The following is an 18,885-nucleotide window of genomic DNA, read 5'->3' on the forward strand; positions in this document are numbered from 1 at the left end:
ACCACCTTCAAGCGACCTGCACGATATGCAGCGCCTTCGGGTTGCGCCACTGCGCCAGCAGCGCCGCTTCCCGTGCCTTGGCCTGTGCGAAATGGGCTTCCTTGACGTGGCCGAAGCCGCGGATGTGCTCGGGCACGCTGGCAATCTCCACCGCCAGCGACAGGCGGTCGTCCTCCAGCCCGTCCAGCAGCATCTGCACCGTCGCCTCGTAATCAGCAATCAGCTGGCGTTCCATGCGGCGCTCTTCAGTGCGGCCGAACACGTCGAGTCGGCCGCCGCGCAGGAACTTCAGCCTGGCCAGCAGGCCGAAGGCCTTGAACATCCACGGGCCGTATTCCTTCTTCAGCAGGCGGCCCTGTTCGTCCTTCTTCGCAAACAGCGGCGGCGCCAGGTGGAAGCGCAGCTGGTAGTCACCCTCGAACTGCTGCTGCAGGCGGCGCTGGAAGTCGCCGCTGGTGTACAGGCGGGCCACTTCGTACTCGTCCTTGTACGCCATCAGCTTGAACAGGTAGCGGGCCACGGTCTCGGTCAGCGCGGTGGAACCGCCGATGCGCTCGCCTTCGGCCGCGCGCACGCGTGCCACCAGATCGCGGTAGCGCGCGGCATAGGCGGCATCCTGGTAGTCGACCAGGAACGCGGCACGGCGTTCGATCATTTCATCCAGCGAACGCGACAGGCGTGCGTCGTCCAGCGGCAGGAACGCCACGTCGCCACCGTGCGAGGGCAGGCCGCGCAGTTCGCGTTCGTCGCCGGTGTTGCGCGGTGCGGCGGTGGCACCCCATTCGTTGCCTTCCCATTCGCCCGGTGGCAGCGGGTGCAGCGGGCCGGGGGTGGACTCGGTATCGGTGTGGCGGTTGCGCACCAGGCCGGCGGCCTGCTGCACGGCCTGCGGGTCGACCGCGGCCAAGCGGCCCCAGGCGAAGGCCTGCTGGTTCATCGCCACGGCGGCGCCATTCAGTTCGATGGCACGCATCAGCGAATCGAACGACAGCGGCACCAGGCCCTGCTGCCAGGCATAGCCCAGAATGAACAGGTTGGCGGCGATGGCATCGCCCAGCAGCGCGGTGGCCAGCTGGGTGGCATCCAGCAGCAGCGGCTCCTGGCCGCCCAGCGCCACGCGCACGCCAGCGATGATGTCGGCCGCCGGGAACTGCATGTCCGGGCGGGTGGTGAAGGTGCCCGGCATCGCCTCGTAGGTGTTCAACACCACCTGCGAGCGGCCGGCGCGCACCTTCGACAGGGCCCAGTAATCGTTCACCACCACCATGTCGCAGCCCAGCACCAGGTCGGCCTCGCCGGCGGCAATGCGCACGGCGTGGATATCGTCCGGGCGCCGCGCGATGCGGATGTGCGTAGTCACCGCGCCGCCCTTCTGCGCCAGGCCGGTCTGGTCCAGCACCGAAGCACCCTTGCCTTCCAAGTGGCCGGCCATGCCCAGCAGCGCGCCGATGGTCACCACGCCGGTGCCACCCACGCCGGTGATCAGGATGTTCCAGGGCTGTTCCAGCGTGCCACGAACGGTCGGCGCCGGCAGGTTGTCCAGCAGCGTGGAGGCATCGCGCTTGCTGCCCTTGCGCGGCTGGCCACCATGCACGGTCACGAAGCTGGGGCAGAAGCCATTCACGCACGAATAGTCCTTGTTGCAGTTGGACTGGTCGATTTCGCGCTTGCGCCCGAACTCGGTGTCCTTCGGCAGCACCGACACGCAGAAGCTCTTCTTGCCGCAGTCGCCGCAGCCTTCGCAGACCAGCGAATTGATCAGCACCCGCTTCTGCGGATCTTCCAGCTTGCCGCGCTTGCGGCGGCGGCGCTTCTCGGTGGCGCAGGTCTGTTCGTAGATCAGGATCGAAACGCCCTTCACCTCGCGCAGGCGCTTCTGCACTGCGTCCAGCTCGCTGCGGTCGTGGAACTCCACGTCGCCGGGGAAGTGCTCGCGCTGGCCGGTCCACTTGCCGATGTTGTCCGACAGCACCACGATGGTGTGGATGCCCTCGGCGCGCATCTGCCGGGCGATGTCGGGCACGCTCAGCGGGCCGTCCACCGGCTGGCCGCCGGTCATGGCCACCGCATCGTTGTAGAGGATCTTGTAGGTGATGTTCACCCCGGCCGCCACCGCCTGGCGGATCGCCAGCGAGCCGCTGTGGAAGTAGGTGCCGTCGCCCAGGTTCTGGAACACGTGCGGGGTATCGGTGAACGGTGCCTGCCCGGCCCAGGTCACGCCTTCGCCGCCCATGTGGGTGAAGGTGTCGGTGCTGCGGTCCATCCAGGTCACCATGTAATGGCAACCAATGCCGGCCAGCGCACGCGAGCCTTCCGGCACGGTGGTGGAGGTGTTGTGCGGGCAGCCCGAGCAGTAGTGCGGCACGCGCGGGAAGCTGGCGCGCGGCAGCGCAAGCTCGGCTTCCTTTTCCTGCATCCACTGCAGGCGCTGCCCGATCGATTCGTTGTTGAAGAACTTCTGGATGCGGCGACCGATCACGCCGGCGATGGTGGCCGGGGTCAGTTCGCCGGTGGAGGGCAGGATCCACTCGCCGCTCTCGTCGTACTTGCCGACGATGGACGGGCGCTGGCCCCAGCTGGCCGGCCAGTTGAAGAACTGCTCCTTCATCTGGCGCTCGATGAAGGCACGCTTCTCCTCCACCACGATGATGTCTTCCAGCCCCTGCGCGAAGCGCGCGATGCCCTGCGGTTCCAGCGGCCAGGTCATGCCGACCTTGTACACGCGGATACCGATGTCGGCGCAGGCCGCTTCGTCCAGGCCCAGGTATTCCAGCGCCTGCAGCACGTCCAGGTAGCTCTTGCCGGTGGTGACGATGCCCAGCCGCGCGCGCGGCGCGTCCATCACCACCTTGTCGATGCCGTTGGCGCGGGCGAAGGCCTGCGCGGCCTTTACCGCATAGCGGTGCAGGCGCATCTCCTGGTCCAGCGGCGGGTCCGGCCAGCGGATGTTGAGGCCGCCCGACGGCATCTCGAAATCTTCCGGCAGCACGATGCGGCGTGCCATCGGATCGACCTCGACCGAGGCCGACGATTCCACCGTCTCGGCGATCGTCTTGAAGCCGACCCAGCGGCCGGTATAGCGGCTCATCGCCCAGCCCAGCAGGCCCATGTCCAGGATGTCCTGCACGCCGGCCGGGTTCAGCACCGGCATCATCGCGCTGACAAACTCGTCCTCGCTGCCGTGCGGCAGGGTCGAGCTGCGGCAGGCATGGTCATCGGCGGCCAGCGCCAGCACGCCGCCGTAGCGGGAGGTGCCCGCCGCATTGGCGTGCTTGAACACGTCGCCGCAGCGGTCCACGCCCGGACCCTTGCCGTACCACATGCCGAACACGCCCTGCACGTTGGCGCCGGGGAACAGGTTGGTCTGCTGGGTGCCCCACACCATGGTGGCGCCCAGGTCCTCGTTCAGCCCGGGGGTGAACTTCACCTTCGCCGCCTCAAGATGCTTGCGCGCGCGCCACAGTTCCAGGTCGAAGCCACCCAGCGGGCTGCCACGATAGCCGCTGACGAAGCCGGCACTGTCGATGCCTTCGGCGGCATCGCGCAGGCGCTGCATCAGCGGCAGCCGCACCAGCGCCTGTACGCCGCTCAGGTAGATCCGCCCCTCGTTGCGGGTGTACTTGTGGTCGAGCGTGTAATCACGGTCGAGCAGGTCGGCGGAAGAGGGCGAAGTGAGTTGCGCGGTACTGGTCATGGCTGGCCCGGTAGGATCGGCTGGCACCGGCCGCGTGCAGGCACGCGGCGGGAAAGGCGCGAATTGTAGCAGCGGGGCCGTGGTGGCCCCGGCACTCGCGCCCGCGGCGGCGCTGGGGTTAGGATCGGGTAGAGAGAGGGAGGCTGCAGTTGCGGCCTGGGGAGAAGGGATGTCAGTTCCAGGAAAGGTCCTGGCCAGCATGCTGCTGGCCTCGGGCGTGGTCACTGCGTGGGCTGCGCCGGTGTTGCCGGCACCGCAGGAGTTCTACTTCGACAACGACCCGGCGGCTACGCCGATGGTAGCGGTGCAGGGCGAGGGCGACGATCTGGTCGCCCAGCTGGTCAAGCTGCGTGAACGAGGCCGGCGCGCGGTCGAGGCGACGGTGCAGCTGGCATCGGTGGCCGGTGCGCAGGGCCGTGGCGAGCTGGCCGAGCAGTTGTATGGTGAGGCCCTGAAGGAGGCGCCGGCGCAGAGCAGCGTCGGTCGCAGCGTGCGCTGGAACTACGGTTGGGACCTGTTGCGCCAGGGCAAGCCGGAGACGGCACTGGAACAGTGGCAGGCATCGGCCGGCAATGCGCGAACGAAGCCCAGCTGGGTGCCGCCCACCTATGCGCTGGCGCTGTGGCGACTGGGGCAGAAGCAGGAGGCGGTGCAGTGGTATGCGGCCGCAGTACGTACTGAACCGACGCAGTGGAGCACGAGTGCCCAGTATGCGCAGCTGCTGCCGCACTGGCGCGAGGACGAGCGTGCGTCGCTGGCCGAAGTACAACAGGCCTGGGCGGCCGCACCGCCGGCGTGGCCCTGAGGTTGGGGGGCGGCCGGGTTGCACCCGGCCTCAGGCAGTTTCCTGCGGCTGTTGGCAGGTGTCGACCTAGGTCGACACGGCAGATGCACGCCAGGCGTGGATGAATCTGCATCGGAATCGACTACTGGAACTCTGATCGAAGAGCAGCCGAGCGTGGGCTCGGCTCTACAAACCGCGGCCAACCACGGTTGTTGCGTTGAGCGACCAACCACGAGGGGCTGCGCCGTTCGCGGGAAACCTCAATCGTCCGCGGAAACCGTCCGCCCCGACGCCCACGCCCGCAGCGCCTCCACCTGCTCGGCCATCAGCACCGACAGCGGCCGGGTGGCGCGGATTTCGGTCATCAGCAGCTCGGTATCCAGCGGCCGGCCTTCGGCGTGCGCGGCATACAGTCCGGCCACGATCGCCTGCTCGATCTCGGCACCGGAGAACCCATTGGCGGCCGCCGCCAGCGCGGGCAGCGCGAAGTCGTCGGCGTTGAGCTGGCGGCGGCCCAGATGCAGCCGCAGCAGCTCCACGCGTACTTCAGGCGAGGGCAGGTCGACGAAGAAGATCTCGTCAAAGCGCCCCTTGCGCAGCAGTTCGGCAGGCAGCTCGTGCACCTGGTTGGCGGTGGCCACGATGAATACCGGCGCCTTGCGCTCGGCCATCCAGGTCAGCAGGTAGCCCAGCACGCGGCGTGACACGCCGCCGTCCTCGCCACCGCTGGCCAGGCCTTTCTCGATTTCGTCCATCCACAGCACACAGGGCGCCAGCTGCTCGGCCGAGGCCAGTGCCTGGCGCAGGTTGGCCTCGGTTTCGCCGTGGTACTTGTTGTACAGCGCGCCCACGTCCAGGCGCAGCAATGGCACGCCGAAGCCGGCGGCGGTGGCCTTGGCCAGCATCGACTTGCCGCAGCCCTGCACGCCCAGCAGCAGCATGCCGCGCGGCGGATCCAGCCCGGCCGGGGCCGAGCCGGCGATGAATGCCACCCGCCGCTGGTTGATCCAGCGCTTGAGCCGGTTGGCGCCGGCCACGTCGCCGAAGCGTGCGCTGTCATGCTCGAAGAACAGGTGCCCGCTGCGGTTCAGCAGCTCGAACTTCAAGCGTGCCAGCTGCGGCAGGTCGTCGTCGCGCAGCGCGCCATCGGCATAGATCAGCTGGCGCGCGATGCGACGCGCATCGACCAGGCTCAGGCCCTGCAGGTTCTTCAGGATCTTCTTCACCGCCTCGCTGTCGACTTCGACACGGCGTCCGCCGTGTTCGCGCGCATAGGCATCGGCCTCCTCGCGCAACATCTTCAACAGGGCGTTGGCATCGGGCAGACGCGGGTTGAAGCGTACTGCCAATGCTTCCAGCTCGGCCGGCAGTTCCACCTTGGCGCCGATCAGCACCAGCACGTGTGGCTCGCTGTGGCGGCGCTGGATCAGATCGCGCAGGGCGCGCTGGTGGCTGGCATAGCCCAGGTAGGGGTGGAAATCGAGCAGCAGGTAGACCCCGCGCTGCTCGGCCTGGCGGATCATCTGCAGCGCCGCGCTGGCATCGGGCGGCCCGACCGCCGGGTCTTCGCTGTCCAGGTCGATGCGGCGCAGGCCCTCGGTGATCGACCAGCGGTGCAGGGCCCGCCACACATGCATCAGCGTCTGCCGGAACAGTTCGACGATACGACCCTCGTCCTGGGTTTCAATCACGATCAGGGGGGTGTTGGCGCGGATCAACGCGCTCAGGTCCTGCAGTTCGCTCATGCCAGTTCGATCCTTCGGGGGCGCCACGATAGCAAAGGCGATGGGCACAGGTTCAGCGCGGTGCTACCTCCCGTCACCACCGCCGGTGTACGCTCGGGGCACGTACCCGGAAGCGAGGCTGGCATGAAGACGATCCTGGTGGCCGGTTCCAAAGGCGGGGTGGGCAAGACCACCGTCGCCACCCACCTGGCCGCGTACGCGGCATTGCAGGGCAAGGCCACGGTGATTGCCGATGCCGACCCGCAGGGCTCCAGCACCCGCTGGGCACAGCGCCGTGCCGGGCTGGAAAGCGCAGTGCTCCCCATCGATGTGTATCGGAAGAAGCAGTGGGCGCAGAAGCTGCCCGACGGCACCGAAACCGTCATCATCGACGCGCCGGCGGGTGCATTGGCCGACGATATCCCCCATTTCCTTGACGCTGCCGACGCGGTCGTGGTGCCGGTGCTGCCCTCGGCGCTGGACATCGAAGCCATCGTTGGCTTCCTCAACAGCCTGGCCCAGAACGCGCGCGTGCACAGCCGCAAGCTGCCGGTCGGGCTGGTCCTCAACCGCACCAAGCCCTGGACCCAGACCTCGCAGCAGGCGCTGCAGATGCTGGCCGAATGGCCGTACCCGGTGGTCGCGCAGCKGCGCGACAGCCAGAGCTACGTGGTCATGACCGGCCTGGGCCGCAGCCTGTTCGACTACCGCTCGGCGCAGGTGCGCGAACACCAGGCCGATTGGGAACCCCTGCTGTCCTGGCTGAAGCTGTAAGTACTGCAAGCCTCCACCCTTTACATGGAACCTCGCGATGCGTGAACTGATCCTGCTGCGCCATGCCCATGCCGAACCGGCTACCCCCGGCCAGGCCGACCTTGACCGGCCGTTGTCGCCGGTGGGGCTGGCCGAAGCCGAAGCCGCCGGCAAGTGGCTGAAGGAAAACAACCTGCTGCCGGACTGCGTGCTGTGTTCACCGGCGCGGCGTACCCGCGAGACCCTGGAAGCCGTGCTCGGCACCATCGGTTATGTCGAGAAGCGTCTGGAAGACCGCATCTACGAAGCCACTCCCGGCACCCTGGCGGCGCTGGTGGACGACCGTCGTGACCTGGACAGGGTGCTGATCGTCGGCCACAACCCCGGCCTGGAACGCCTGGTGGCGTTGATGACCGAAGGCACCAGCAGTGATTACCGCGGCATGCCACCGGCCGGCATCGCCGTGCTCGGCTTCCCGCGCGAGGCCTCGATCGAGCCCGGCGTGGCCAGCCTGAACGCATTCTGGTGGCCGTGATCCGATGAGCCCGGCGCGGCGCAGCCGCTATCTGCTGCCCGCGCTGCTGGCCCTGGGGCCGGCCTGGGCTGCTGCGCCACCGCCGACGCCATTGCCGCCGGTGGTGGCCGAGGCGCAGCGGGTACTGCGCCTGGATACCCAGCGTTCGCAGATCGGCTTCGAGGTACGCACGCGCTTCGGCCAGCGTATCGAAGGCCTGTTCCCGCACTTCGAAGGGCGCATCGAGATCCTGTCCGATGGCCGCCACCAGGTGCACTTGAAGATGTTCACGCGCTCGGTCGAGATCCCCGGCAAATCGCGCTATACCGGCTGGATGCGTGGCGAGGAGTTCTTCGATGCCGGTCGTCATCCGGTGGTCGAGTTCGACTCGCTGCCGTACTGGCCCGAGACCGTGGAAAGTGGTGGCGACATCAACGGCCGGCTGACCCTGCGCGGGGTCAGCCACCCCGAGACACTGAAGGTCGAGAAGGCGGACTGCGCCCGACCCGGCTATGATTGCGACGTCGTCAGCCGCGGTACCGTTCAGCGAGGCCGGTATGGCATGGACAGCTGGCAGCTTGCCTTGAGTGACCGAGTGACCTTCGTATTGCGTGCGCGCCTGAGCGAGGCGCCGAAACCGTGAACCTCCTGCTGCGTGTCCTGGCGCTGGCAACCGTGTTGCTGGGCAGCGGTTGCGCATCGCTCTCGCATGCCGAGCGCGATCGTGCCGAAGCGATCGCCGTGCAGGCGCGCTCGACCGTGGTTGATTGCCAGCGTGCCGATCGCTGTGCACAGGACTCGCCGCTGCGGGCCCTGGCCGGCCGCGCGTTCACCGAATCCACGCCGGAACGGCCACGCCACTACGCGACCCTGCTGGATGAGGGCGAGGGCGCCCTGGTGGCGCGCCTGAACCTGCTGCGCAGCGCCACCCGCAGCATCGACCTGCAGACCTACATCTTCGACAAGGATGACAGCGCCCGGCTGGTCATCGATGAACTGCTGGCTGCGTCGCGCCGCGGAGTGAAGGTGCGGGTGCTGATCGACCAGCTCTCGGCGATTTCCGACCTGCAGATCCTCGGCGCGCTGTCCGGTGCCCACGAGAACTTCCAGCTGAGGGTCTACAACCCGACCTTCGGCAAGGCCCGGCTGAACTACTTCGACTACGCCGGCAGCGTGCTGTGCTGCTTCCGCCGCTTCAACCAGCGCATGCACAACAAGCTGCTGGTGATCGATGATGCGATCGGCGTGGTCGGTGGCCGCAACTACCAGGACGACTATTACGACTGGGACCGCGAGTACAACTTCCGCGACCGCGACGTGCTGATCGCTGGCCCGGAAGCGCGCGCGATGGCGGCCAACTTCGATGCCTTCTGGCGTGCGCACCGCAGCGTGCCGGCCGAACGGCTGAACGACGTCGGGCGCACGCTGCTGCGTGAAGGCGTGCCCACCCTGCCACCGGCCACCTTCCGCCGCCCGGAACGGGTGCAGCGGGTCAGCGCCGAAGCCAACGACAACGACTTCGTCACCCGTTCCTTCGTCGATACCGCACTGCCGGTGGCGTCGGTGCGCTATGTGGCCGACCTGCCACGCAAGCATCGCCGCGAGAAGGCCGATGCGCCGCTGGCCGGCCAGCATGTGACCGAGCCGCAGCTGGATGCGCTGATTGCCAGCGCACAGGAGGAAGTGATCCTGCAGACGCCGTACCTGGTGCTGTCCAAGCCGGCGCAGAAGCTGTTCCGCGAGCTGCGCAAGCGGCCGCAGCCACCGCGCGTGGTGGTGTCCAGCAACAGCCTGGCGGCCACCGACAACCCGATCGTGTATGCGCTGTCGTACAAGTACAAGCGGCGCAACATGCGCGAACTGGGCTTCAACATCTTCGAATACAAGCCGTTCCCGCTGGATGCGCCGGTCGACTACCGCAACCTGCTGCCCGACCCGATCGCCGCGCCTGAGGGTGACGATGACGGCGGCCGCAATCCCCTGATCGGCGGCAGTGCCGCCGGCAGCAATGCAGGCGGAAGCAGCGATGGCATCAGCGGAGGGGACCTGCCCACGACCCGCAAACCCCGCACGGTGAACCATCCGCGCACTGGCAGTGCCTACCAGAACGCACGCGAGCGCCGCCGTGCCGCAGGCAGTGAAGTGGAAACGCGCCTGCTGCGTACCGAGACGCGTCCCTCGTTCCTGGGCAGCAAGGCGGTCAACAAGCCGCTGCCGGTCACCCGCAAGGGCGCGCGCATGGGCCTGCACGCCAAGTCGCTGGTGGTCGACCGCCGTATCGGCGTGGTCGGCACCCACAACTTCGATCCGCGCAGCGAGAACTACAACACCGAAGGCGCGGTGATCATCGACGATCCGGTCTTTGCCGAGCAGCTGGCCGAGAGCATCCTGCGCGACACCCATCCGCAGAACTCCTGGACGGTGGCGCCGCGTGCCAAGCCGCCGGTGCTGTCGGGGCTGAACTACAGCGTCGGCAAGGCTTCCGAAGCGCTGCCCATCCTCGATTTCTGGCCGTGGCGCTATGCCACCGACTACGAATTCAAGCCCGGTCCGGACTGCCCGCAGCCGCTGCCACGGCAGGACCCGGATTTCCATCGCTGCTACGTCGCTGTCGGCGACTTCCCCGAAGTCAACGTCGGCCCCAAGTGGCTGCTGGTGCGAATGCTGACCGCATTCGGTGCCGGCCTCGTTCCCATTCTCTGAAGGTGCCCGCATGACCCAGGTGTTCCGCGAAGCCGTTTCCATCGAGCAGCTCAATGCGCTCAGTCGCAACACGGCCATTGAATCCCTGGGCATCGTCTTCAGCGCCGCGGGCGAAGACTGGCTGCAGGCCACCATGCCGGTGGATGAACGCACCCGCCAGCCCTACGGCATCCTGCACGGCGGCGCCTCGGTGGTGCTGGCCGAGACTCTGGGCAGCAGTGCCGGCAACCTGTGCGTGGATACCGGCAAGCAGATCTGCGTGGGCCTGGAAATCAACGCCAACCACGTGCGTGCAGTCCGCTCGGGCACGGTCACCGGTACGGCCCGCGCGCTGCACGTGGGCCGCAGCACCCAGCTGTGGGAGATCCGCGTCGAGGACGAGCAGGGCCGGCTGGTGTGCATCTCGCGGCTGACCCTGGCGGTGGTGGCCGCCGGCCACGGTTGAGCGCCCGGCGGGCGTGTTGACGGCGGCAGAACCCAGCGTTCCCCGCCGATTGCCCTGGTCAATGGCGGTTATGGCCTAAATCGGCTGGCAGCTGCTGCGGCGCTCCGGTATCGTGCGCGGATGACTTCCCCCACTCCGGCCCCCCGTGGCGGCGTGGCGCGTGTGTGCCGTTACCTGTACCGCGTACCGCTGCTGTTGGTCCACATCACCGTGTTCCTGCCGCTGATCCTGATCGGCATGCTTCCGCCGTGGGGCGAGCTGCGCGTGGGCGAGGATACCTTCGGGGCGAAGGTGGTGAACTGGTGGCAGGGGGGCCTGATGTGGATCTTCGGCTTCCGCCTGTCACGGGTGGGCCAGCCGCTGCCGGGAGCCGTGCTGTTCGTCGCCAACCACGTCAGCTGGGTCGACATCTCCATCCTGCACAGCCAGCGCATGATGGGCTTCGTTGCCAAGCGCGAGATCGCCAGCTGGCCGTTGGTTGGTTGGCTCGCCGCGCGCGGCCAGACCATCTTCCATCAACGTGGCAACACCGAATCGCTTGGTGGGGTGATGCAGGTTATGGCTGATCGCCTGCGTGCCGGCAAGGCGGTCGGTGTGTTCCCGGAAGGGCGCACCCGTGGTGGCCACGAAGTGGGGCCGTTCCATGCCCGCATCTTCCAGGCCGCGGTTGAAACCGGCGTGCCGGTGCAGCCGGTGGCGCTGGTGTACGGGATGAAGGGCGACGCACAGACCATCGTCGCGTTCGGCCCGGGCGAGAGTTTCGCCGCCAATTTCCTGCGCCTGCTGGGTGAGCCGGCGCGGCATACCGAAGTGCATTTCCTGGAGCCGATCGGCACCCAGGACCTGGAAGGCCGTCGGCGCATCGCGGAAACCTCGCGCGCGCGCATCGTGGCGGCCATGAGCACCGAGTGACGACGCGGTGGCCCTGATCCCGCCACCTGTCCTGGACGCCGGTACGCCGACGTTGCATGCGGCTGACTACCAGCCGCCGCGCTGGCTGCGCAATCCGCACCTGCAGTCGATGCTCAGCTCCAGCCGCATGCGCCTGCAGCGTGGCCTGCTGCTGCTGGCGGCTACCGGTGCGGTCAGCGAAGAGCTGATCCTCGACGGCGGCGACGGCGTGCGCCTGCAGGGCTGGCACAGCCATGTCGAAGGCCGCGAACCACAGGGCATGGCACTGCTGCTGCATGGCTGGGAAGGCAGTGCCGAATCCAGCTACATGCGCATGGCCGCCGCGCGCATGCTGGAACAGGGCTTCGACGTGGTGCGGCTGAACTTCCGCGACCACGGCAACACCCATCATCTCAATCCCGGCATCTTCCACTCCAACCTGATCGACGAAGTGGTGCATGCTGCCGGCGATATCGCCCAGCGTTGGCCACAGCTGCCGCTGGTGGCCGCCGGCTATTCGCTGGGTGGCAACTTCGTGCTGCGCCTGGCCCTGCGTGCACCGGCCGCCGGCGTGCCGCTGCAGCGCGTGGCCTCGGTGTGCCCGGTGCTGGATCCGGCGCTGACCATGGAGAGCATCGAGAACGGCCCGGCGATGTACGACTGGTACTTCCGCCGTAAATGGGCCGGCTCGCTGCGCCGCAAGCGCGATCTGTTCCCGGAGCTGAGCGACTGCGACGACCGCGTGCTGAAGCTGGACATCCGCGCGCTGACCGCCTGGCTGGTCGAGCGGCATACCAGTTTCGGCTCGCTGCAGGCCTATTTCGACGGCTACTCGATTGCCGGCGACCGACTGTCCACCCTGCAGGTGCCGGCCGACATCCTGATGGCCCAGGACGATCCGGTAATCCCGTACGCGACCTTCAGCAACTGGCAGCTGCCGCGCCAGGCACATCTGGAAACCGCCTGCTGGGGCGGTCACTGTGGTTTCATCGAGAACTGGCGTGGCGACGGCTTCTCCGAGCGCTGGGTGGCGCAACGCCTGCAGCGGGTGCTGCAGGGCTGAACCGGGAGTGGCACGCAGCCCGCTACAATGCGGGTTTGCACTTGAACCGGACTGCCATGCAAGACCAGATCATCCAAGCGTTGCGCCAGAACCAGGCCGACCAGGCCGTGCAGCTGGCCCATACGTGGACCCGTGATGAACCCGGCCAGGCCGCGGCCCACCGCTGGCTGGCGCTTGCGCTGCAGCAGCAGGGCAAGGCCGAGGATGCCATGGAGGCCCTGCAGCAGGCGTTGCAGCTGGCACCGGATGACGCCCAGCTGCACCTGCAGCACGCCGGCCTGCTGCTGGCCCTGCGTCAATACGAAGGCGCAGACGAAGCGCTGGCACGCACTACCGGGCTCGATCCGAACTCCTTCTCCGCTTACCTGATGCAGGCGCACCTGGCGATCGGCCGCAACGATTTCGATGAAGCCCAGCGCTTGTCCACCCTGGCTTCGCGCGTTGAGCCGGATCACCCGGAACTCTTGACCATCGACGGGATGATCGCGCTGCGCCGCGACGATCCGGACCGTGCGCTCACGCTGTTGTCGGCGGCCAACCAGGCGCAGCCCAATGACACCCGCGTGCTGTATGCACTCGGCTTCGCCTATCTGGGCAAGGACATGCTGGCGTTTGCCGAGCAGGCATTCCGCCGCGTGCTGGAACTGAACCCGGCCATCCGCTCGCTGCATGGCCTGGTCGTGCAGCTGGCGCTGCGCCAGGGCAACCTGGAGGCCGCTGCCGAAGCGATGCGGATTGCCCTGCAGCAGGATGGCCTGGATACGCCGCCGATGCGCCGCTTGGCCGGTGAACTGGCACTGCGTGGCGGCCAGCCCCTGCAGGCGCTGGACCATCTGCTGCCGTTGCTGGAATCGATCCCCGACGACCGCCAGGTGCTGCAGCTGCTGCTGATGTCCTGGCAGCGCCTGGGCCGCGAAGACGAGGCGCGTGCGCGCCTCGACGCCGCCCTGGAGCAGCATCCACAGCTGCACGACCTGTGGCTGGCACGCCTGGCCGTGGAAGAAGTGGGCAGCCCTGTTGCCGCCTCAACCGTCGAGCGCTGGATGGAGGCAATGCCGGGCCACCTGCCGGCACTGGAGGCACGCCTGCGCCTGCATGACATGGTGGGCGAGCATGCGCAGGCTGAAGCCATCGCCGAGCGCATCGTCACGATAGAGCCGGGCCGCGTCAGCGGCGAAACCCGTCTGGTCGAAGGCCTGCTGAAGCGCGATCCTGCTGCCGCAGTCGCCCGCGTGCAGGCGCTGATCGATATCGCGTCGGAAGGCCATCGCGCCGACCTCCGCACCTGGCTGGGTGAGATCCAGGACCGTGCGGGGCAGCCGGAGCAGGCGCTGCAGACGTGGATGGCGCTGCAGACCGACCAGGCACCGCAGCGCCTGCCGCTGCCGCCCCAGGCCAAGGCACCGCCGAGCTGGCCGGAGAAGGGCCGTATCGATGGCGATGTCAGCTCCGCGCCGATCTTCCTGTGGGGTGCGCCGGGTTCGGGCGTGGAGCGCGTGGCGACCGGTCTGGCCGCTGCCAGCCCGGTGCTGCGCAGCGACCGCTACACCAGCACGCCGCCTGATGATGCATTCCAGAACTACAACACGCTGCAGGACCTTGCGTCCGGCGTGCTGACCCCGGAGCGGCTGGTGCAGCGCTGGCGTGAACAGCTGCCGGCACGTGGCCTGCAGAGCGACACCGTGATCGACTGGCTGCTGTGGTGGGACAACGCTCTGCTGTGGGCGCTGCGCCCGCAGCTGCCGCAGGGCCGCCTGGTGCTGGTGCTGCGCGATCCGCGCGACATGCTGCTGGATTGGGTGGCCTATGGTGCTGCCGCGCCGCTGGCGATGACCTCGCTGGCCGAAGCCAGTGAATGGCTGACCCGCGCGCTGACCCAGATCGCCACGCTGCACGAGGAAGACCTGTACCCGCACGTGCTGCTGCGCATCGACCAGATCGGCAACGATCCGCAGGCGATGGCCGAACTGCTGGGGCGCCTGTTCGAGCGGCCGATGCCGCCGGCGGCACAGCTGGGTGCCCCGCGCCTGCCGGCCGGCCACTGGCGCAACTACCGCGACGTGATGAGCGCCGCCTTCGCCAAGCTCACGCCGGTTGCGGTGCGCCTGGGTTACCCGGAAGAGTGAGGAGAGTGCAATGCAGCTGACCAGCCACAGCCTGACCAATGGCGCGCCGATCGACCGCGCGTTCGCTGCCGGTGATGCCAACGGCTTCGCACCGGACCGCAACCCGCACCTGGCCTGGAGCGGGGCGCCGGCCGGCACCCGTTCGTTCCTGCTGGTGTGCGTGGACCCGGACGTGCCGACCGTGCCGGAGACGGTTGGCCGCAGCGACATGACCGTCCCACGCGACCAACCGCGCTGCGACTTCGTTCACTGGGTGATGGCCGACATTCCGGCCACAGTGCAGGAGATTGCAGCCGGCAGCTGCAGCGATGGCTTCGTGGTGAAGGGCAAGCCCGCACCGGCCGGCCCGGCCGGCAGCCGCCAGGGCCTGAACGACTTCACCGGCTGGTTCGCGGGCAACCCGGACATGGCCGGTGACTACCTGGGCTACGACGGCCCGTATCCGCCGTTCAACGACGAGCGCGTGCACCGCTATTTCTTCCGCGTGTTCGCGCTGGACGTGGCCTCGCTGGAGCTTCCGGCGCGCTTCACCGCCGCCGACGCGTATCGGGCCATGCACGGCCATGTGCTGGCCGAAGCCGCACTGCACGGCACCTACACGCTGAACCCGGCGCTGTAACCGCAACTCCGGTAGCGCCGGCCGCTGGCCGGCGTTGCATTCTGTAGCGTGGAGCCGTGCTCGACTCAGCGTAAAAGCAGCCGAGCATGGGCTCGGCTCTACACTGCGCAACGAAGAAGGGCGGCCTTTMGGCCGCCCTTCACCAGTCAGCCGAATGACAGTCGGCTCTACATCACTTCTCGATGGCCGACTCGACCACCATGTCCAGCACGTACGCCTGCGACGGCGCATCGGCCGGCGGGTTCTTCACTTCGTAGCGCTTCACGCGCACCACGTTGCGCACGCCGTCCTCGTGGGTGTAGCCCTCGATGTTGCCGTAGAAGTTCTCGAACTTGCCCGGCTCACCCTGCTTCAGGCCCTTGTCGTCGAACTTGACCTCACGCACCTGCAGGCACTGGTAATCCGGGATCAGCGGGTGCGAGCACTTCTCGGTCTTGGCGGCCACCTCCAGGAACACGGTCTCGCCGGCGCCGCCATAGCGGGTTTCAGCGGTCGGTTCCGGGTTGAAGACCAGCTTGTCGCCCTTGGCGGTGGTCAGGGTCAGTTTGCCATCGGCATCCTGCTCGGCCTTCAGCTCGCCCTGCAGGCGGCTCGACACGGCCTCGTCCAGCGCCATCAGCGCCTTGTCGGTGCAGGCCATCATGGTCGAGGCCATCGCACTGACCGTCAGCTTGCCGTCGGCCAGGGTGTAGCCGCCACCCATGTGGTTGCAGGCGTTGCTGACCGACAGGCGGCCATCAGCGAAGTCCAGGGTGACTGGCTTGTCTTCGCGGGCGAACAGCGCGTCGATGCGCTTGCCGTCGGCGGCGGTGGCCTGCTGCAGCAGCCAGTGCTGGCTCTGCAGGCGCTGCGCGTCCAGGTGCGCCAGCGTCTGCTGGTCTGCTGCCTTGGTCGCGGCCGGGGCCACGTCGTCGCCACCGGTGCCGGGGTCTGGCTGCAGGCGGCCATCAGGGCCAGCGGGAGGAGCAGGGTGAGCTTGCGGTTCATGGTGATTCTCCTTGGGGAACCGKGGCGGAAMCGGGGGGGGGCCGGCATCGGGGTTACCGTGCCCCGGCGCTGTTCAGCTGCCGGACGGCAACCACAGCAGCAGTGCCGCGCCCAGCGCGATGCGGTAGAAAGCGAAGGCGGTGAACCGGTGCGACTTGATGTAGCCCATCAGCCACTTCACTACGACGAAGCCGGTGACGGCCGCGGCAAGGAAGGCCACGCCCACCTCGGTCCAGTTCTCGCTGCCCAGTTGCCCGGCCTTGGCCATCTCCAGGAAGGTGTAGGCGCTGGCGGCGAACATGGTGGGAATGCCGACCAGGAAAACGAACTCGGCGGCGGCCGCGCGGCGGCTCAGGCCCAGCAGCATGGCCAGGAAGATGGCCGAGGCCGAGCGCGACGTGCCGGGGAACACACCGGCCACCACCTGCGCCAGGCCGACGCCGATCGCCACCGTCCAGGTCACCTGGTCGCGGTCGGGCAGGCGCGCGGTATAGGCCTCCACCAGCAGCATCCAGACACCGCCGATGATCAGTGCCCACGCGACCGGGCTGACCGTCTCCGGCAGCGACCAGCCGGCCTTGCGCACCACCAGGCCGACCACGGCGGTGACCAGGAAGGCGGCGCCCAGCTTGAACACGTACTCGCGGTTTTCGCGCTGGTTGAGGCCGGTAGCCAGCTGCAGCAGGCGCTGGCGGAACACCAGCACCACGGCAACGATCGCGCCGGCCTGGATGACGATGTTGAAGAAGTCCGAGCGGGCACCCAGCCAGTGCTGGGCGATGAGCAGGTGGCCGGTGCTGGAGATCGGCAGGAATTCGGTCAAGCCTTCGAGGATGCCCAGCAGCAGGGCGGAGAGCAGGTCGGACATGGACAGTGCGGGCACGCGCGGCAGGAAGAAGAAGGTCGAGAGGATAGACGATCACCGCCGCACCAAAGGGGTGCGTTCGGGTGCAAATGCACCCATTTGGTGCGAACCGTTGTGCACCCATCCGGGGCACCCTTTTTCAAATCAATGACTTGCGCCAATGAAAAAGTTGGCACGGTCGTTGCTCTACATCAGCAGGCATTCATCCCCATCCGAGGTCGTACCGATGTCCGTGGAAAACGTTGAGAAGCTGATCAAGGACAACCAGATCGAATTCGTCGATCTGCGCTTTGTCGACATGCGTGGTGTCGAGCAGCACGTGACCTTCCCGGTCAGCATCGTCGAGCCGTCGCTGTTCGAAGAAGGCAAGATGTTCGATGGCAGCTCGATCGCCGGCTGGAAGGGCATCAACGAGTCGGACATGGTGCTGCTGCCGGATCCGTCCAGCGCCTATGTCGATCCGTTCTACGCCGATCCGACCATCGTGATCAGCTGTGACATCCTGGACCCGGCCACCATGCAGGCCTATGGTCGCTGCCCGCGCGGCATCGCCAAGCGCGCCGAGGCCTACCTGAAGTCCTCCGGCATCGCCGAAACCGCGTTCTTCGGCCCGGAGCCGGAATTCTTCATCTTCGACTCGGTCCGTTTCGCCAATGAAATGGGCAACACTTTCTTCAAGGTCGATTCCGAAGAAGCCGCCTGGAACAGCGGCGCCAAGTACGACGGTGCCAACAGCGGCTACCGTCCGGGCGTGAAGGGCGGTTACTTCCCGGTTCCGCCGACCGACACCCTGCACGACCTGCGCGCCGAGATGTGCAAGACCCTGGAACAGGTCGGCATCGAAGTGGAAGTGCAGCACCACGAAGTGGCCACCGCCGGCCAGTGCGAGATCGGCACCAAGTTCAGCACCCTGGTGCAGAAGGCCGACGAACTGCTGCGCATGAAGTACGTCATCAAGAACGTCGCGCACCGCAACGGCAAGACCGTCACCTTCATGCCCAAGCCGATCGTCGGCGACAACGGCAGCGGCATGCACGTGCACCAGTCGCTGTCCAAGGGCGGCACCAACCTGTTCTCCGGTGACGGCTACGGTGGCCTGAGCCAGCTGGCGCTGTGGTACATCGGCGGCATCTTCAAGCACGCCAAGGCGATCAATGCCTTCGCCAACTCGGGCACCAACAGCTACAAGCGCCTGGTGCCGGGCTACGAAGCACCGGTGATGCTGGCCTATTCGGCCCGCAACCGTTCGGCCTCGTGCCGCATTCCGTGGGTCTCCAACCCGAAGGCGCGCCGCATTGAAATGCGCTTCCCCGATCCCATCCAGTCGGGCTACCTGACCTTCACCGCGCTGATGATGGCCGGCCTGGACGGCATCAAGAACCAGATCGACCCGGGTGCACCGAGCGACAAGGACCTGTACGACCTGCCGCCGGAAGAAGAGAAGCTGATTCCGCAGGTCTGCTCCTCGCTGGACCAGGCGCTGGAAGCGCTGGACAAGGACCGCGAGTTCCTGAAGGCCGGCGGCGTGATGAGCGATGACTTCATCGACGGCTACATCGCGCTGAAGATGCAGGAAGTGACCAAGTTCCGCGCGGCCACCCACCCGCTGGAGTACCAGCTGTACTACGCCAGCTGACCGGACGCGATGGCGGCGGGCTTCCCCCHCCCSCCCGCCGCCATCGCTTCCGTCTTCGCGGTTGGGGAGCCGCAGGGCGGG

14 protein-coding genes and 1 pseudogene are annotated in these 18,885 nt (G+C 67.5%); 11 read left to right on the forward strand and 4 right to left on the reverse strand.

The genetic code is table 11. The annotated features are described in order from the left end of the window. Positions 1–7 precede the first annotated feature (7 nt). Positions 8–3,694: an indolepyruvate ferredoxin oxidoreductase family protein gene (locus D7Y61_RS11630; RefSeq protein WP_180866371.1), complete on the reverse strand. Its 3,687-nt coding sequence runs from the start codon at positions 3,692–3,694 to the stop codon at positions 8–10. A 169-nt stretch (positions 3,695–3,863) separates the two neighbouring features. Between D7Y61_RS11630 and D7Y61_RS11635 the strand changes: the two genes are divergently transcribed. Next, on the forward strand, positions 3,864–4,499 hold the full coding sequence (locus D7Y61_RS11635; protein ID WP_180866372.1) for a tetratricopeptide repeat protein: 636 nt from the start codon (positions 3,864–3,866) through the stop codon (positions 4,497–4,499). 239 nt (positions 4,500–4,738) lie between these two features. Here the strand turns inward: D7Y61_RS11635 and D7Y61_RS11640 are convergent, their stop codons facing one another. After that, complete coding sequence (locus D7Y61_RS11640) at positions 4,739–6,223, reverse strand: AAA family ATPase (protein ID WP_180866373.1); 1,485 nt, start codon at positions 6,221–6,223, stop codon at positions 4,739–4,741. 123 nt (positions 6,224–6,346) lie between these two features. Here D7Y61_RS11640 and D7Y61_RS11645 point away from each other — a divergent pair, with 123 nt between their 5' ends. From D7Y61_RS11645 to D7Y61_RS11685, 9 genes are all read left to right on the forward strand, one after another. Next, entirely contained in the window at positions 6,347–6,976 is a 630-nt protein-coding gene (locus D7Y61_RS11645) for a ParA family protein (protein WP_180866374.1), read from the forward strand. A gap of 37 nt (positions 6,977–7,013) precedes the next feature. Then, positions 7,014–7,490 carry a SixA phosphatase family protein gene (locus tag D7Y61_RS11650; protein ID WP_005407539.1) on the forward strand — a complete coding sequence of 159 codons (477 nt, stop codon included), beginning with the start codon at positions 7,014–7,016 and terminating at the stop codon, positions 7,488–7,490. A 4-nt stretch (positions 7,491–7,494) separates the two neighbouring features. Continuing rightward, the gene (locus tag D7Y61_RS11655) at positions 7,495–8,112 is read left to right on the forward strand and encodes a YceI family protein (protein WP_180866375.1); all 618 of its coding nucleotides are present in this window, start codon (positions 7,495–7,497) and stop codon (positions 8,110–8,112) included. Beyond that, on the forward strand, positions 8,109–10,172 hold the full coding sequence (locus tag D7Y61_RS11660; protein WP_180866376.1) for a phospholipase D-like domain-containing protein: 2,064 nt from the start codon (positions 8,109–8,111) through the stop codon (positions 10,170–10,172). Before D7Y61_RS11655 ends, D7Y61_RS11660 begins: the two co-directional genes overlap by 4 nt. 10 nt (positions 10,173–10,182) lie before the next feature. Next, positions 10,183–10,617, forward strand: a complete 435-nt coding sequence (locus tag D7Y61_RS11665; protein ID WP_180866377.1) for a hotdog fold thioesterase — start codon at positions 10,183–10,185, stop codon at positions 10,615–10,617. A 120-nt stretch (positions 10,618–10,737) separates the two neighbouring features. Then, a complete protein-coding gene (locus D7Y61_RS11670; protein WP_180866378.1) occupies positions 10,738–11,529 on the forward strand; it encodes a lysophospholipid acyltransferase family protein in 792 nt (263 codons plus the stop codon). 52 nt (positions 11,530–11,581) lie between these two features. After that, positions 11,582–12,571: a YheT family hydrolase gene (locus tag D7Y61_RS11675; protein ID WP_180866426.1), complete on the forward strand. Its 990-nt coding sequence runs from the start codon at positions 11,582–11,584 to the stop codon at positions 12,569–12,571. Positions 12,572–12,627: 56 nt separating this feature from the next. Continuing rightward, the gene (locus tag D7Y61_RS11680) at positions 12,628–14,697 is read left to right on the forward strand and encodes a tetratricopeptide repeat protein (protein ID WP_180866379.1); all 2,070 of its coding nucleotides are present in this window, start codon (positions 12,628–12,630) and stop codon (positions 14,695–14,697) included. A 10-nt stretch (positions 14,698–14,707) separates the two neighbouring features. Continuing rightward, positions 14,708–15,316, forward strand: coding sequence for a YbhB/YbcL family Raf kinase inhibitor-like protein (locus tag D7Y61_RS11685; RefSeq protein WP_180866380.1), 609 nt, complete (start codon positions 14,708–14,710; stop codon positions 15,314–15,316). Between the two features lie 172 nt (positions 15,317–15,488). Here D7Y61_RS11685 and D7Y61_RS11690 read toward each other — a convergent pair. Next, a pseudogene (locus D7Y61_RS11690) lies at positions 15,489–16,303 on the reverse strand (META domain-containing protein). A gap of 73 nt (positions 16,304–16,376) precedes the next feature. After that, complete coding sequence (locus D7Y61_RS11695) at positions 16,377–17,171, reverse strand: undecaprenyl-diphosphate phosphatase (RefSeq protein WP_180866381.1); 795 nt, start codon at positions 17,169–17,171, stop codon at positions 16,377–16,379. A gap of 223 nt (positions 17,172–17,394) precedes the next feature. Between D7Y61_RS11695 and glnA the strand changes: the two genes are divergently transcribed. Beyond that, entirely contained in the window at positions 17,395–18,804 is a 1,410-nt protein-coding gene (glnA, locus tag D7Y61_RS11700) for a type I glutamate--ammonia ligase (protein WP_180866382.1), read from the forward strand. Positions 18,805–18,885: the final 81 nt, after the last annotated feature.

Source organism: Stenotrophomonas maltophilia (assembly GCF_013464485.1).
Taxonomy (GTDB): Bacteria; Pseudomonadota; Gammaproteobacteria; order Xanthomonadales; family Xanthomonadaceae; genus Stenotrophomonas; species Stenotrophomonas maltophilia_AW.